Here is a 12,266-nt window from a genome sequence, read left to right as displayed (position 1 = left end):
CAGGAAGAACAGCGCCAGCAGGCCGAACACCAGCGTCAGTGGCAGGAAGACCAGCGCCGCCAGGCCGAGGAGCGCCAGCGCCAGTGGGAGGAGGCGAACCGCCGCGAGCAGGAGCAGCGGCAGCGCCAATGGGAAGACGCCATGCGCCGCCAGGAGGCCGAGCGCCGTCACTGGCAGACCGGGCAGTACCTGCCGCCGGACTACCGCGAGCGCCGCTACTACGTCGAGGACTGGCGCGCGCGCCAGCTACCGCCGCCGAACTACGGCTACCAGTGGCAGCAGGTGGACGGCGACTACCTGCTGATCGAACTGGCCAGCGGGCTGATCCAGCAGATCATCAGCGGCCAGCGCTGAGGCGGCGGGGCGGAGGGCCGGGGCGGTCGCGCGAGGAGGGCGGGGCTCAGCTCCAGGCCACCGGCAGCTGGCCTTCCTTCCAGGCGAAACGGTCGAGGTGGCTGACCACCACCTGTTGCAGGCGCGCCAGGCTTTCGGCGTCTTCCGCCTCGGCCTGCATGTGCAGCGCGCTGGCGTCGGCGCGCAGGCGGCAGGTGCCGAAGTCGAAGCGCAGCACGCCGCTGTCCTCGGTCAGCTCCACCGGCAGCTTGTGGGCGAAGTGATTGCACAGGCGCTTGAGGTAGCGGGCGCCATCGGGAGTGGCCACCTCGGCACGGGAAGTCGGCATGGTTTCATCCTCTCTTTTGCGACGCTTCGCATGCTAGGCGCGGGAACGCACGGGAAAAACCGGCTATCGTGCCTTTCACTGTTAAGCGGAGCTTCACAATGGACAACCTCCGAGGCATGGCGGTGTTCGCCACCGTGGTCGCCCGCGGCTCCATGGCCGCCGCCGCCGAAGCCCTGGACATGAGCCCTTCGGCGGTCAGCCAGCAGATCCGCAAGCTGGAGGCCCAGGCCCAGGTCACGCTGCTGCACCGCACCACCCGCAAGCTGACCCTGACCGAGGCCGGCGAAGTCTTCTACCGCAGCTGCGCGCAGATGCTGGCGATCGCCGAGGAGGCCGAGCAGCGCCTGGGCGAATGGCGCGAGGCGCCGGTCGGCGAGCTGCGCCTGGCAGCGCCGGTGGGCTTCTCCGGCAGGTTGATCACCGAGGCCTTGCGCCCGCTGCTGGAGAACCACCGCCAGCTGCGTCTACAGCTGTTCTTCCACGACGAGCAGATCGACCTGATCGAGCAGCGCATCGACCTGGCCATCCGCGTCGGCAACCTGGCCGACTCCAGCCTGGTGGCGCGACACCTGGCCGACTGGAACAACGTGGTCTGCGTGGCCCCGGCCTACCTGCGCCGCTGCGGCGCCATCGAGCATCCCGAACGCCTGATGCACGTCGACTGGCTGGCGCTGAACACCCGCGGCCAGGGCCAGCCGCTGCAGTTCGACGCCCCCGACGGCACCAGCTGCCGCCTGCGCCTGGAGCCGCGGGTGGCGGCCAACAGCATGCTCGCCGTGCGTCAGTTCACCCTCGACGGCCTGGGAGTTTCCCTGCAACCGGAACCGGAGGTGCGCGACGCATTGGAGGAGGGCCGGCTATTGCGCCTGCTGCCGGGCTGGAGCCTGCCGGGCTACGGCATCTACGCCGTGACCCCGCGCCGCGACGCCCAGCCGGCCAAGGTGCGCGTGGCCCTCGACGCGCTGCGCCGCCACCTCGGCGCCCTGGCGCCGGTGCGCGCGCCGGCGGCTGTGTGAAGCGCGCGGGCGTGAGAGGATGGGCGATTCATAGAGCCTGCCGGAGCGAACGACCATGGACCTGACCTGGAGCTGCCAACACCACAGCGAACTGAGCAAGGAGACGCTGTACGCCATCCTGCGCCTGCGCTGCGAGGTGTTCGTAGTGGAGCAGAACTGCCCCTACCAGGACGTCGACAACCAGGACCTGGCCGGCGACACCTGCCACCTCATGGCCCACGAAGGCGGCCAGCTGCTGGCCTACCTGCGCCTGCTCGACCCGGCGACGCACGCCGGCGAGGTGGTCATCGGCCGCGTCATCACCGCCGCCGCCGGGCGCGGCCGGGGGCTCGGCCACCAGCTGATGGAACGCGCCCTGGACGAAGCCGCGCGGCGCTGGCCGGGCCACCCGGTGTACCTCTCGGCGCAGGCGCACCTGCAGGGCTACTACGGCCGCTACGGCTTCGCCGCCGAAGGCGAGGTGTACCTGGAAGACGACATCCCGCACATCGACATGCGCCGTCCGGCCTAGAGCCAGTCCAGGGTCAGCAGCAGGCGCCGGCTGCCCGGCGCCGGGCAGGGCGAGCGGTGGACGATACCGGCGCCCTCATTGCCGCCCCATTTCTCGCCCTTGAACAGCCCCACGTCGCCCACCTCCAGGCTGTGCACGCACGGCGGCTCGGCTTCGCCCAGGGCGGAGCGGGGCAGGGCGCCTTCCTCCAGCCATTCGCTGGCGCAACCGGCGTAGCTGGTGACCAGGCGCAACGCCAGGTGATCGACGTGGAAGCGCGGGCACATGGCCCGCTCCAGCGCGCGCAGGCGCAGGCCCACCTGGCGCGCGCCGGTCAGGCAGGCGAAGGCCTCCACCAGCCAGGCCAGGTCGTTGACGAACAGCCGGCCGTCGGGCGAACCAGGGAACAGACCGTGCAACTGCGGCGCGCGTCCGGCGGCGTCCAGCTCCAGGCTCACCTGCTGGCTGTAGAGCGCCTCGCCCTGCAACAGGCTGGCGGCGAAGGCCGCCACTTCCGGGTACAGCTGGCGTTGCCAGACCGCCAGGTTGACGCCGTCGCGCAGCACCTCGGCGAGCACCTGCGGGTCCTCGCCGAACACCTGGCGCGGCGCCGGGAGCGACTGCACAGCGAGCATCAGACGTCCTCCGTCCAGGCCTCGAACGGGTCGGCCAGGTGCGCCCAGGCCTGGGGCCCGGCGGCGAATTCGGCGTCGTCCAGCAGGCAGGCGTCGAGCTCGCTTTCAAGCCGCTGGAAGTCGATGCCCTGGCCGATGAACACCAGCTCCTGGCGGCAGTCACCGGCCTCGGCGCTCCAGTGGCGCATGACCTCGCCCAACCCGTCTTCATCCTGCGGCCACTGCTCGCGCGGCACGAAGCGCCACCAGCGCCCGGCCAGGCCGTGGCGCATCAGGCCGCCGGCCTGGGACCAGCTGCCCGCCTCGCGATAACGGCTGGCCAGCCAGAAGAAGCCCTTGGAGCGCAGCAACCGGCCATTACTCCAGGGCGCGGCGAGGAACTCGTGGAAGCGTTGCGGATGGAACGGCCGGCGCGCGCGGTAGGCGCCGGAGGCGATGCCGTACTCCTCGGTTTCCGGCACGTGCTCGCCGCGCAGCTCCTTGAGCCAGCCCGGCGCCCGCGCGGCGCGCTCGAAGTCGAAGCGGCCGGTGTCGAGAATCCACTCCAGCGGCACCTGGCCCATGACCATCGGGCGAATGTCGGCGTCGGGGTTGAGGCCACGCAGGATCGCCAGCAGCTCCTCGCGCTCGGCGCTGGAGATCAGGTCGGTCTTGCTCAGCAGGATCACGTCGGCGAACTCCACCTGGTCCACCAGCAGGTCGGCGATCGAGCGCTCGTCGTCCTCGCCGAGGCTTTCGCCACGGCTGGCCAGGCTCTCGGCGCCGTGGAAGTCGCGCAGGAAGTTGAGGCCGTCGACCACCGTCACCAGGGTGTCCAGCCGCGCCAGGTCGGACAGGCTGCGGCCCTGTTCGTCGCGGAAGGTGAAGGTCTCGGCCACCGGCAGCGGCTCGGCGATGCCGGTGGACTCGATCAGCAGGTAGTCGAAGCGGCCCTCGGCGGCAAGCCGCGCGACTTCCTCCAGCAGGTCCTCGCGCAGGGTGCAGCAGATGCAGCCGTTGCTCATCTCCACCAGCTTCTCTTCGCCGCGGTTGAGGCTGACGTCGCGCTGCACCTCGGCGCCGTCGATGTTGATCTCGCTCATGTCGTTGACGATCACCGCCACCCGGCGGTGCTCGCGGTTCTTCAGCAGCTGGTTGAGCAGGGTGCTCTTGCCGGCGCCGAGGAAGCCGGAAAGGACGGTGACGGGAAGGCGTTGGTTCACGGGGGCGGTCTCTTTCTTCTGGGGGTTCAGGCGTCGCGCAGGTGCTGCTCGCGGCGCTCCTGGCGTTCCTTGGCCTCGACGCTGAGGCTGGCGGTCGGGCGCAGCAGCAGGCGGCGCAGGCCGATCGCCTCGCCGGTTTCCGCGCACCAGCCGTAGTCGCCGCGCGCCAGGCGCTCGAGGGCTTCGTCGATCTTGTCCAGCAGCTTCTTCTCGCGCTCCAGCAGGCGCAGCTGCCACTGGCGCTGCTCCTCGCGGCTGGCCAGGTCGGCCTCGTCGCTGGGCCGCTCGACTTCGCGCAGCTCGCCGAATTCGCCGTCGATGCGCGCCTGCAGCTCCTCGCGCTGGCGCAGCAGCAGGGCGCGGAAGAAGTCCTGCTGGGCCTCGTTCATGTAGGCGCTGGCGGGTTGCGCCAGCAGTTCTCGCTCGCAACCGAGCAACGCGTGGGATTGGCTCATGGCGACCTCCGGAACTGTCGAATCTAATTGTTATAATATAACATTGCCATTTCGACAATCCGCTTTCCCGCCCGACGGCGGCGTGCGATAGATAGCCTTCCCCGCCAAGCGAGCCCCCGATGAAAGCCGCCGCCCTGATCCTCTGCCTGCTCCTGGCGCCCCTGGCGCGCGCCGAGGGCCAGCCGCCGCTGGCGTTCCCCGGCCTGCCGCCGGCGGCCTGCGCCTGGCTGGCCAACGTGCTGGCGTGCATGGACCGCGACGGCAGCCACTACAGCGTCGCCACCCTCGGCCACGACACCTACCTGCGCGGCTTCGACGCCGCCAGCGGGCAGAGCTGGGCGCAGACCGGCACGCGCTATGGCCAGCGCACCTTCTTCAGCGGCGTGAGCAGCGACGGCCAGGTGTGGATAGGCTCCAGCCGCGGCATCGGCTGGACCCACATCAGCCGCTTCAGCAGCTCCAGCGGCGGCCAGGCGAAGCTCACCTGCGGGCGGGTCAGCGGGTGCAGCCAGCAGCTGCGCTAGGGCCCGCGAAAGGGCTCCCCGGCCTGGTATCGACGCGGATGGCGGCATCGGTGAGTCGGCGGATAACCGCGAACGGTTATTCGCCCTACGCCGAGGGTGGGCTGGGTGTAGGGCGGATAACGTTCGACGTTATCCGCCGCCTGACCTGAGGGTTGTACGCCCTACGCCTTGCCCTGCTCGCGCAGCGCCGCCAGCAGGCTGCCCGGCGGCGGGCGCTGGCGGAAGTAGCCGTGCAGGCCGTCGAAGATCGCCCCGGCCAGCGCCTGCTGGTGCCGCGCGTCGTGCAGGCGGCGGCAGTCGGCGTCGTTGGAGATGAAGCCGGTCTCCACTAGGATCGACGGGATGTCCGGCGACTTGAGCACCGCGAAGCCAGCCTGGTCGACGCGCTCCTGGTGCAGCCGGGTGATGCCGCCGAGGCTGCGCAGCACGCTGTGGCCCAGGTCCAGGCTGGAGGCGATGGTCGAGCTCAGCGACATGTCGAGGATCACCTTGGCCAGCGCCGGGTCCCTGCCCTGCAGCGGCAGGTTGCCGGTCGCGCCGATCAGGTCGGCGCCGTTCTCGCGCTCGGCCATGAAGCGCGCCAGGGTCGAGGTGGCGCCGTGCTCGGAGAGGGCGAACACCGAGGCGCCCGAGGCCGTGCGGCGCGGCGCCGCGTCGGCGTGCACCGAGACGAACATGTCGGCGTTGCAGCGCCGCGCCACTTCCACCCGCTGGCGCAGCGGAATGAACACGTCGACGTTGCGCACCAGCCGCGCCTTGAAGCCGCCCTGGCGGTCGATGCGCTGCGCCAGGTTCTGCGCCACCAGCAGCGCCACGTCCTTCTCCCGTTCGCCGCGCGAGCCCAGGGCGCCGGGGTCCTTGCCGCCATGGCCGGCGTCGACCACCACAAGGATGTCGCGGCCCCTGCTCACGGCCTTGGCCGCCGGCGCCGCCACGGCCAGCGCACGCTGCGGGCGCAGGTCGAGTACCAGGCGATGGCCCTTGCCGGCCGCCGGGGGCAGGGCGAAGGCGTCGAGCTGTACCGGCTCGGCGAGGTCGAGCACCAGGCGCGTGCCGCCGTTCGCCAGGCGCCCGCTGCGCAGCCCGCGCAAGGGGCCGGCGGGGGCGGGGGAGAGCAGTGATGCGGGCGGCTCGGCGCCCTCCAGGTCGACCACCAGGCGCTCCGGCGCCGCCAGCGTGAAGGTGCGGTAGTGGAACGGCCCGCTGAGGTCGAGCACCAGGCGCAGCCCCTGGGCCGTGGCCTCGCTGCGCGCGGCGAGCAGGCGCGGGCCGGCGAAGACGTTGAAGGCGGGGAGCCAGGCGGCGCTGGCGAGCAGGCTTTGCAGCAGGCGGCGTCGATTCATGGTGCGGGGCGCTTGCAGGAAGGATCGGGAAGCAATACGTTATATTATAACATTCACTACCACCAGCCATTCCCATGACCGCTTTCCTTCCGGACGTCGCCAGCCAGGCCGCGTCCGACACCCTCGCCCTCGACTGGGTCGGCATGCAGGGCATCGCCCTACCGCTGCGCCTGCACGGCGAACGCCTGGCCGCCCTGGCCGACGCCGGGGTCAGCCTCGACGACGGCCGCGCGCGCGGCATCCACATGTCACGCCTGTACCTGGCCCTGGGCCGCCTCGAAAGCCGCGAGCTGGGCCCGGCGCTGCTGCGCGAAGTGCTCGACGAGTTCCTCGCCAGCCACGCCGGCCTGTCGCGCCGCGCCAGCCTGCGCCTGGCCTTCGACGCCTTGCTCGAACGTCCCGCGCTGGTCAGCCCGCTGAGTGGCTGGAAGCGCTACCCCTGCGAGGTCCGCGCGCAACTCGACGAGCGCGGCCTGCACCTGGAGTTGCGCCTGCGCCTGGCCTATTCCTCCACCTGCCCGTGCTCGGCGGCGCTGGCGCGCCAGCTGATCCAGCAACGCTTCGCCGAGGACTTCACCGGGCGCCCGCTCGACCACGCGCAGGTCCACGCCTGGCTCGGCGAGAGCGCCGGCATCGTCGCCACCCCGCATAGCCAGCGCAGCTTCGCCGACCTGCATCTGCAGCTGCGCGAAGGGCTCGCCGAACTGCCGCTGCGCGCGCTGCTCGACCACGCCGAAGCGGCCCTCGGCACCGCCGTGCAGACCGCCGTGAAGCGCGCCGACGAACAGGCCTTCGCCCTGGCCAACGGGCAGAACCCGATGTTCTGCGAGGACGCCGCGCGACGCCTGCACCGGGCGCTGGTCCAGCGCGAGGAACTGCGCGCCTTCGAGCTCAGCGTGGTACACGCCGAGAGCCTCCACGCCCACGACGCCGTGGCCCGCAGCCAGTGGCGCGGGGAGGCCGCATGATCCATTGCCAGGCCCTGCAGTGGGGGCCGCCGCGCCTGCCGCTGACACCACCGCTGAACCTCGACATCGGCGCCGGCAGCCTGACCGCCGTGGTCGGCGCCAACGGCTGCGGCAAGAGCAGCCTGCTGAAGGTCATCGCCGGCCTGCAGAAACCCCTGGCCGGGCGCGTGCGCGTCGAACTGCGCGCCCGCGAGATCGGCTACCTGGTGCAACAGCAGGCCATCGACCGGCAATTCCCCATCGGCCTCGGCGAACTGGTCGGCGCCGGCCTGTGGAACAGCCGCCTGGAGCAGGCCGCGCGGCGCGAGAAACTGCGCCAGGCGCTGGCCGACTGGCAGCTCGACGGCCTGGAGCAACGGCCGCTGGCGGCGCTCTCCGGCGGCCAGCTGCAACGCGCCCTGCTGGCCCGCCTGAGCCTGCTGGACAGCCCGCTGCTGCTGCTCGACGAACCCGACGCCTGCCTCGACGAGGCCGGCCAGGAACTGCTCTGGCGGCGCATCGACGCCTGGCACCGCGAAGGCCGCACGCTGCTGCTGGTCTGCCACGACCTGGCGAGCGTGCGCGAACGGGTGCCCGACTGCCTGCGCGTGGCCGCCGACGGTTGCCGCCGCGGGCGCAGCCACGCGCTGATCGCCAGCCGCAACCTGGCGCGGGTGGCGTGATGCTGCTGCACGCGCTCTGGCAACCCTTCGTCGAGTTCGCCTTCATGCGCCGCGCGCTGCTCGGCGGCGTGGTCCTGGCGCTGAGCGCGGCGCCGCTCGGGGTGTTCCTGATCCTGCGGCGCATGAGCCTGATCGGCGACGCCATCGCCCACGGCATCCTCCCCGGCGCCGCCGTTGGCTTCTGGCTGGCCGGCCTGTCGCTGCCGGCGCTGACCCTCGGCGGCCTCGGCGCCGGCCTCGCGGTGGCCGGCCTGGCGGCCTGGGTCACGCGCCACACCGGGCTGCGCGAGGACGCCAGCCTGGCCGCGGTGTACCCCATCTCGCTGGCCAGCGGCGTGCTCCTGCTGGGCCTGGCCGGCAAGCGCCTGAACCTGCTGGAGCTGCTGTTCGGCTCGGCGCTGGCGGTGGACCGCACGACCCTGCTGGGCATGCTCGGCGTCGCCGCGCTGAGCCTGGGCGTGCTCGCGCTGATCTACCGCAGCCTGCTGCTGGACAGCCTCGACCCGCTGTTCCTGCGCAGCGTCAGCCGCCTCGGGCCGTTCGCCCACGGGCTGTTCCTCGGCCTGGTGGTGCTCAACCTGGTGATCGGCTTCCAGGCCCTGGGCGCGCTGATGATGGTCGGCCTGATGATGCTCCCGGCCGCCGCCGCGCGCTTCTGGAGCCGCCGCTTGCCGGCGCTGCTGGCGATCGCCGGCAGCCTCGGCGCGCTGGCGGTGTGGCTCGGCCTGGCGGCGTCCTACGCCTGGTCGCTGCCCAGCGGCCCGGCGATCGTCCTGCTCGCCGGCCTGTTCTACCTGCTCTCGGTGTTCTTCGGCCCGGTGCACGGCCTGTTGCGCCGCGGCCTGTTGCCCATCCCGCAATGACCACTCGAACCCTGACCTCCCACTCAAGGAAATCCGCCATGCGTGCCCTGCTCCTGCTGTTCGCGTTCTGCCTGCCCCTGTCGCTGTCCGCCGCCGAGCGGCCGAAGGTGGTGACCAGCTTCAGCATCCTCGCCGACATCACCCGCGCGGTCGGCGGCGAGCACATCCAGCTGACCAACCTGGTCGGCGCCGACAGCGACGCGCACACCTACGAGACCACCCCGGACGACGCCCGCGCGGTGCGCCAGGCACAGCTGGTGGTGGAGAACGGCCTGGGCTTCGAACCCTGGCTCGACCGCCTGGTGAAGAGCACCGAGACCGGCGCCCGGGTGATCCAGGCCAGCCACGGAGTGATCCCGCGCAGCCTGGAGGAGGACGGCCAGACCATCCCCGACCCGCACGCCTGGAACAACCTGGCCAACGCCGACATCTACGTCGGCAACATCGCCAAGGCCCTGGAACAGGTCGACCCGGCCAACGCCGCCGACTACCGGCGCAACGCCGAGGCCTACCTGAAGCAGGCCCACGCACTGCTCGCCTACGCCAAGGACACGCTCGGCAAGCTGCCCGCCGACCGGCGCAGCCTGGTCACCTCCCACGACGCCTTCGGCTACCTCGGCCAGGCCTATGGGCTGACCCTGCTGGCGCCCCAGGGCATCTCCACCGAGCGCGAGGCCTCGGCCACCGAAGTGGCCGCGCTGATCCGGCAGATCCGCGAGCAGCACATCCGCGCGGTGTTCGTCGAGAACATCAAGGACCCCCGGCTGATGCGGCAGATCGCCGAGGAGAGCGGGGCGAAGATCGGCGGCACCCTGCATTCCGACGCCCTCGCCAGCGAAGGCCCGGCGAGCACCTACCTGGGCCTGTACCGCAGCAACGTCGACACCCTGTACCAGGCGCTGGGCAACTAGGGCACCAGGCTCAGGCGCAGGCGGTCGCGGCAGGGAATGCCGTTCTCGACGATGGGTTCGGGGTAGTTGAGGCTGAAGTAGTCGTGCTCGATGGCGCACAGGCGAAAGCCCATGCGCTGGTAGAGGCCGAGCTGCGCCAGGCTGGAATTGCCGGTGGCGATATCCAGCCGCAACGCCCCGGCCGCCCGCGCCGCGTCGATGGCCGCGGCGAGCAGCCGCTTGCCCAGGCCGCGCCCCTGCCAGGCCTCGTCGACGGCGAGGTTGCTGATCTCCAGCACGCCGTCGCCCACCGGTGTCAGCGCCAGCACCCCGCGCACCGCCTCACCCTCGACCAGCGCCAGCAGGCGCGAGCGCGGCAGGTAGCGCTCGACCTGCTCGCGGCTCGGGTCGGCGAGCAGCAACAGCGGCCAGGGGGGCTGGGTGAGGGGCAGTTCACGAAGGGCGAGGTCGGACACGCGGGGCTCCTGGTAACGCGACGGCGGGCTGGCTAGAGTCTGCGTATTGTGCCGAATCCGCCGACAAGGAGTGTCATGGCCCGCCCAACCTGGCAGGACGTCTGGAACCAGTTCAGCCACCGCCAGCGCATGCAGGCGCTGCACCTGGGGCTGGCCCTGGTGGCCGGCGGCATCGTCGTGGCGATGGTCGCCGCGGTGCTGCTGATCAGCGGGGTGACCCGGCTGGTGGAAGTGCTGCGCCAATACGACTCGCCTTATCCAGGCATGAGCGACAGGCAGTTCAGCCGTTGCGTGGAGCTCTCCGAGCAGACCCTGGAAGCGCGGCTGGCGGTGGCGCGGTTGGGCACCAACCCGGCGTCCGGCGTGGCTACCGACGCGGCCCTGAGTCGCGTGGAGACGCTGGCCGTAGACTACCGGCAGGACTGCTCGGCGCAACGCTGGCGCGCCGTGTTCGAAGCGGCGCGGAACAACGGCCTACCGGCGGCGGAGCGGCCGGAGGATTGGCTGGCGTTGGTCAGACGCTGAAGCGGCGCGGGGCTGCTCGCGAATCGGTGCCCACCGCGAAGAGCCCCTCTCCCCAGCCCTCGGCTGCGCGCCCCGCCCTGAAGGGAGAGGGGGCTTGTTCGTGCCGAGATAAGATCTGAACCCTGCCGGCAACTCAGCGCAAGCCGGCTGACGCCAAAACAGCAGCGTACTCCGAACGGTCCCCTCTCCCTTCAGGGAGAGGGTTAGGGAGAGGGAGCGGGGTCCGGATAGGCCACGAAGCAACCGGGGGCGCTGTTCGCTCCTACCAAAGCCCTGCCTCAGGCATAGATATCCCCCCGGCTCCACGGCAGCTCCTGGGAGCCATCGGCGTGCGGCTTGCTGGCCAGGATCTGGTGCAGGTTGATCCAGCCCTTCTGGAAGCCGTAGGCGCAGCCGGCCAGGTACAGGCGCCAGATGCGCAGGGCCTGGTCCGGGACCAGTTGCGCGGCCTCGCTGAGCCTGGCTTCCAGGTTGGCGCTCCAGAACTCCAGGGTGCGCGCGTAGTGCAGGCGCAGGCCTTCGACGTCGACCACCTCCAGGCCCGCTTCGCTCATGCGCATGGTCGCCAGCGACAGGTGCGGCAGCTCGCCGTGGGGGAACACGTAGCGGTCGATGAAGTCACCGGCGCCGCGGCCCACCGGGCGGCCGTCGGTGTAGCGCGAGGTGATGCCGTGGTTCATCACCAGGCCGCCGGGGCGCACCGCGTCGTACAACTGCTGGAAGTAGATGCCCAGGTTGGCATGGCCGACGTGCTCGAACATGCCGACGCTGACCACCTTGTCGAAGCGGCCGTCGCGCGGCAGGTCGCGGTAGTCCAGCAGCTCCAGCGTCACCCGGCCTTCCAGGCCCTCGGCCTTGACCCGCTCGCGGCCGAGCTTGAGCTGCTCTTCGCTGAGGGTGATGCCGTACACCTGCGCGCCGAACTCGCGCGCCGCCAGGCGCGCCAGCCCGCCCCAGCCGCAGCCGACGTCGAGCAGGCGCTCGCCGGGCTTCAGGCGCAGCTTGCGGCACAGGTGGCGCAGCTTGGCCAGCTGGGCGGTCGCCAGGTCCTCGCTGCCGGTCTCGTAGTAGGCGCAGGAGTAGACCATCTCCGGGTCCAGCCAGAGCCGGTAGAAGTCGTTGGAGAGGTCGTAGTGGTAGTGGATGGCCTCGGCGTCGGTGGCCTTGTCGTGGCTCTCGCGGACGTAGTCGGCGTCGGCGTCGTCATCGCCCAGCGCCACGCTGAGGGCGTCGCCCATGGCGATCACCTCGCCGATCGGCCCCTCGATGTCCATGCGCTTCTCGACGTAGGCGCGCCCCAGCACGTCGAGGCTCGGCCGGGTGATTTCCGCGAGCAGCGTGGGGTCGCGGACGATCAGGGTGACCCGTGGCTCCGGGCCGAGGTCGAAGGCCTGGGCCTCGCCGATGCGGATGCGCAATGGCAGCTGCAGGGACAGCAACTCAGAGGGCAGGTTGGCTTTCATGCATTCCTCCTGGTCACAAACAGAAAAACTATAGATCAGGACCTCCATAGCCTTCGTCTATGGCCGGCCCGG

The 12,266-nt window shown here is 71.1% G+C and carries 16 protein-coding genes; 9 read left to right on the top strand and 7 right to left on the bottom strand.

Translation table 11 applies throughout. The annotated features are described in order from the left end of the window. A partial coding sequence (locus tag P3W75_RS10635) for an RcnB family protein (protein ID WP_276227344.1) occupies nucleotides 1-354 on the top strand: 354 nt, incomplete at its 5' end. Nucleotides 355-400: 46 nt separating this feature from the next. On the opposite strand, the gene P3W75_RS10630 is transcribed toward P3W75_RS10635, so the two are convergent. After that, nucleotides 401-682 carry a DUF2218 domain-containing protein gene (locus P3W75_RS10630; RefSeq protein ID WP_276227343.1) on the bottom strand — a complete coding sequence of 94 codons (282 nt, stop codon included), beginning with the start codon at nucleotides 680-682 and terminating at the stop codon, nucleotides 401-403. Nucleotides 683-780: 98 nt separating this feature from the next. Here P3W75_RS10630 and P3W75_RS10625 point away from each other — a divergent pair, with 98 nt between their 5' ends. Together P3W75_RS10625 and P3W75_RS10620 are read left to right on the top strand one after the other, a co-directional pair. Continuing rightward, nucleotides 781-1,698: a LysR family transcriptional regulator gene (locus tag P3W75_RS10625; RefSeq protein WP_276227342.1), complete on the top strand. Its 918-nt coding sequence runs from the start codon at nucleotides 781-783 to the stop codon at nucleotides 1,696-1,698. Between the two features lie 55 nt (nucleotides 1,699-1,753). After that, nucleotides 1,754-2,209: a GNAT family N-acetyltransferase gene (locus P3W75_RS10620; protein ID WP_276227341.1), complete on the top strand. Its 456-nt coding sequence runs from the start codon at nucleotides 1,754-1,756 to the stop codon at nucleotides 2,207-2,209. Here the strand turns inward: P3W75_RS10620 and P3W75_RS10615 are convergent. The 3 genes from P3W75_RS10615 to dksA are packed head-to-tail and all read right to left on the bottom strand — an operon-like array spanning nucleotide 2,206 to nucleotide 4,480. After that, nucleotides 2,206-2,823: a DUF1826 domain-containing protein gene (locus tag P3W75_RS10615; RefSeq protein ID WP_276227340.1), complete on the bottom strand. Its 618-nt coding sequence runs from the start codon at nucleotides 2,821-2,823 to the stop codon at nucleotides 2,206-2,208. The two genes, P3W75_RS10620 and P3W75_RS10615, sit on opposite strands and share 4 nt — an antisense overlap. Continuing rightward, nucleotides 2,823-4,025, bottom strand: a complete 1,203-nt coding sequence (gene zigA, locus P3W75_RS10610; RefSeq protein ID WP_276227339.1) for a zinc metallochaperone GTPase ZigA — start codon at nucleotides 4,023-4,025, stop codon at nucleotides 2,823-2,825. Before zigA ends, P3W75_RS10615 begins: the two co-directional genes overlap by 1 nt. Before the next feature lie 26 nt (nucleotides 4,026-4,051). Then, nucleotides 4,052-4,480, bottom strand: a complete 429-nt coding sequence (gene dksA / locus P3W75_RS10605; RefSeq protein ID WP_276227338.1) for an RNA polymerase-binding protein DksA — start codon at nucleotides 4,478-4,480, stop codon at nucleotides 4,052-4,054. Between the two features lie 119 nt (nucleotides 4,481-4,599). Between dksA and P3W75_RS10600 the strand changes: the two genes are divergently transcribed. After that, nucleotides 4,600-5,004 carry a hypothetical protein gene (locus tag P3W75_RS10600; protein WP_276227337.1) on the top strand — a complete coding sequence of 135 codons (405 nt, stop codon included), beginning with the start codon at nucleotides 4,600-4,602 and terminating at the stop codon, nucleotides 5,002-5,004. Between the two features lie 161 nt (nucleotides 5,005-5,165). Here the strand turns inward: P3W75_RS10600 and P3W75_RS10595 are convergent, their stop codons facing one another. After that, the gene (locus P3W75_RS10595; RefSeq protein ID WP_276227336.1) at nucleotides 5,166-6,347 is read right to left on the bottom strand and encodes an N-acetylmuramoyl-L-alanine amidase; all 1,182 of its coding nucleotides are present in this window, start codon (nucleotides 6,345-6,347) and stop codon (nucleotides 5,166-5,168) included. 74 nt (nucleotides 6,348-6,421) lie between these two features. Between P3W75_RS10595 and folE2 the strand changes: the two genes are divergently transcribed. Genes folE2 through P3W75_RS10575 form a run of 4 tightly spaced genes read left to right on the top strand, consistent with a single transcriptional unit; the run spans nucleotide 6,422 to nucleotide 9,751 of the window. Then, complete coding sequence (folE2, locus tag P3W75_RS10590) at nucleotides 6,422-7,315, top strand: GTP cyclohydrolase FolE2 (protein ID WP_276227335.1); 894 nt, start codon at nucleotides 6,422-6,424, stop codon at nucleotides 7,313-7,315. After that, nucleotides 7,312-7,977: an ATP-binding cassette domain-containing protein gene (locus P3W75_RS10585; RefSeq protein ID WP_276227334.1), complete on the top strand. Its 666-nt coding sequence runs from the start codon at nucleotides 7,312-7,314 to the stop codon at nucleotides 7,975-7,977. The genes folE2 and P3W75_RS10585 overlap by 4 nt, the downstream gene beginning before the upstream one ends. Continuing rightward, entirely contained in the window at nucleotides 7,977-8,840 is an 864-nt protein-coding gene (locus tag P3W75_RS10580) for a metal ABC transporter permease (RefSeq protein WP_276227333.1), read from the top strand. Before P3W75_RS10585 ends, P3W75_RS10580 begins: the two co-directional genes overlap by 1 nt. 38 nt (nucleotides 8,841-8,878) lie before the next feature. Then, nucleotides 8,879-9,751, top strand: coding sequence for a metal ABC transporter substrate-binding protein (locus P3W75_RS10575; RefSeq protein ID WP_276227332.1), 873 nt, complete (start codon nucleotides 8,879-8,881; stop codon nucleotides 9,749-9,751). On the opposite strand, the gene P3W75_RS10570 is transcribed toward P3W75_RS10575, so the two are convergent. After that, the gene (locus P3W75_RS10570) at nucleotides 9,748-10,206 is read right to left on the bottom strand and encodes a GNAT family N-acetyltransferase (RefSeq protein ID WP_276227331.1); all 459 of its coding nucleotides are present in this window, start codon (nucleotides 10,204-10,206) and stop codon (nucleotides 9,748-9,750) included. The genes P3W75_RS10575 and P3W75_RS10570 overlap by 4 nt on opposite strands. Nucleotides 10,207-10,281: 75 nt before the next feature. Here P3W75_RS10570 and P3W75_RS10565 point away from each other — a divergent pair, with 75 nt between their 5' ends. Next, a complete protein-coding gene (locus tag P3W75_RS10565) occupies nucleotides 10,282-10,731 on the top strand; it encodes a hypothetical protein (RefSeq protein ID WP_276227330.1) in 450 nt (149 codons plus the stop codon). 278 nt (nucleotides 10,732-11,009) lie between these two features. On the opposite strand, the gene cfaB is transcribed toward P3W75_RS10565, so the two are convergent. After that, the gene (gene cfaB, locus P3W75_RS10560) at nucleotides 11,010-12,194 is read right to left on the bottom strand and encodes a C17 cyclopropane fatty acid synthase CfaB (protein WP_276227329.1); all 1,185 of its coding nucleotides are present in this window, start codon (nucleotides 12,192-12,194) and stop codon (nucleotides 11,010-11,012) included. Nucleotides 12,195-12,266 lie beyond the last annotated feature (72 nt).

This window comes from Pseudomonas citronellolis (assembly GCF_029335315.1).
Taxonomy (GTDB): Bacteria; Pseudomonadota; Gammaproteobacteria; order Pseudomonadales; family Pseudomonadaceae; genus Pseudomonas; species Pseudomonas citronellolis_A.
The sequence above is the reverse complement of the archived record's forward strand: the minus strand, read 5'-3'. Positions and strand labels throughout refer to the sequence as shown.

Bases quoted from the DNA above. Each gene is read 5' to 3' on its own strand.
- P3W75_RS10580 (WP_276227333.1), top strand. From the start codon at position 7,977: ATGCTGCTGCACGCGCTCTGGCAACCCTTCGTCGAGTTCGCCTTCATG.
- P3W75_RS10595 (WP_276227336.1), bottom strand. From the start codon at position 6,347: ATGAATCGACGCCGCCTGCTGCAAAGCCTGCTCGCCAGCGCCGCCTGG.
- P3W75_RS10585 (WP_276227334.1), top strand. From the start codon at position 7,312: ATGATCCATTGCCAGGCCCTGCAGTGGGGGCCGCCGCGCCTGCCGCTG.
- cfaB (WP_276227329.1), bottom strand. From the start codon at position 12,194: ATGAAAGCCAACCTGCCCTCTGAGTTGCTGTCCCTGCAGCTGCCATTG.
- P3W75_RS10575 (WP_276227332.1), top strand. From the start codon at position 8,879: ATGCGTGCCCTGCTCCTGCTGTTCGCGTTCTGCCTGCCCCTGTCGCTG.
- P3W75_RS10625 (WP_276227342.1), top strand. From the start codon at position 781: ATGGACAACCTCCGAGGCATGGCGGTGTTCGCCACCGTGGTCGCCCGC.
- P3W75_RS10630 (WP_276227343.1), bottom strand. From the start codon at position 682: ATGCCGACTTCCCGTGCCGAGGTGGCCACTCCCGATGGCGCCCGCTAC.
- dksA (WP_276227338.1), bottom strand. From the start codon at position 4,480: ATGAGCCAATCCCACGCGTTGCTCGGTTGCGAGCGAGAACTGCTGGCG.
- P3W75_RS10565 (WP_276227330.1), top strand. From the start codon at position 10,282: ATGGCCCGCCCAACCTGGCAGGACGTCTGGAACCAGTTCAGCCACCGC.
- P3W75_RS10600 (WP_276227337.1), top strand. From the start codon at position 4,600: ATGAAAGCCGCCGCCCTGATCCTCTGCCTGCTCCTGGCGCCCCTGGCG.
- P3W75_RS10615 (WP_276227340.1), bottom strand. From the start codon at position 2,823: ATGCTCGCTGTGCAGTCGCTCCCGGCGCCGCGCCAGGTGTTCGGCGAG.
- P3W75_RS10620 (WP_276227341.1), top strand. From the start codon at position 1,754: ATGGACCTGACCTGGAGCTGCCAACACCACAGCGAACTGAGCAAGGAG.
- folE2 (WP_276227335.1), top strand. From the start codon at position 6,422: ATGACCGCTTTCCTTCCGGACGTCGCCAGCCAGGCCGCGTCCGACACC.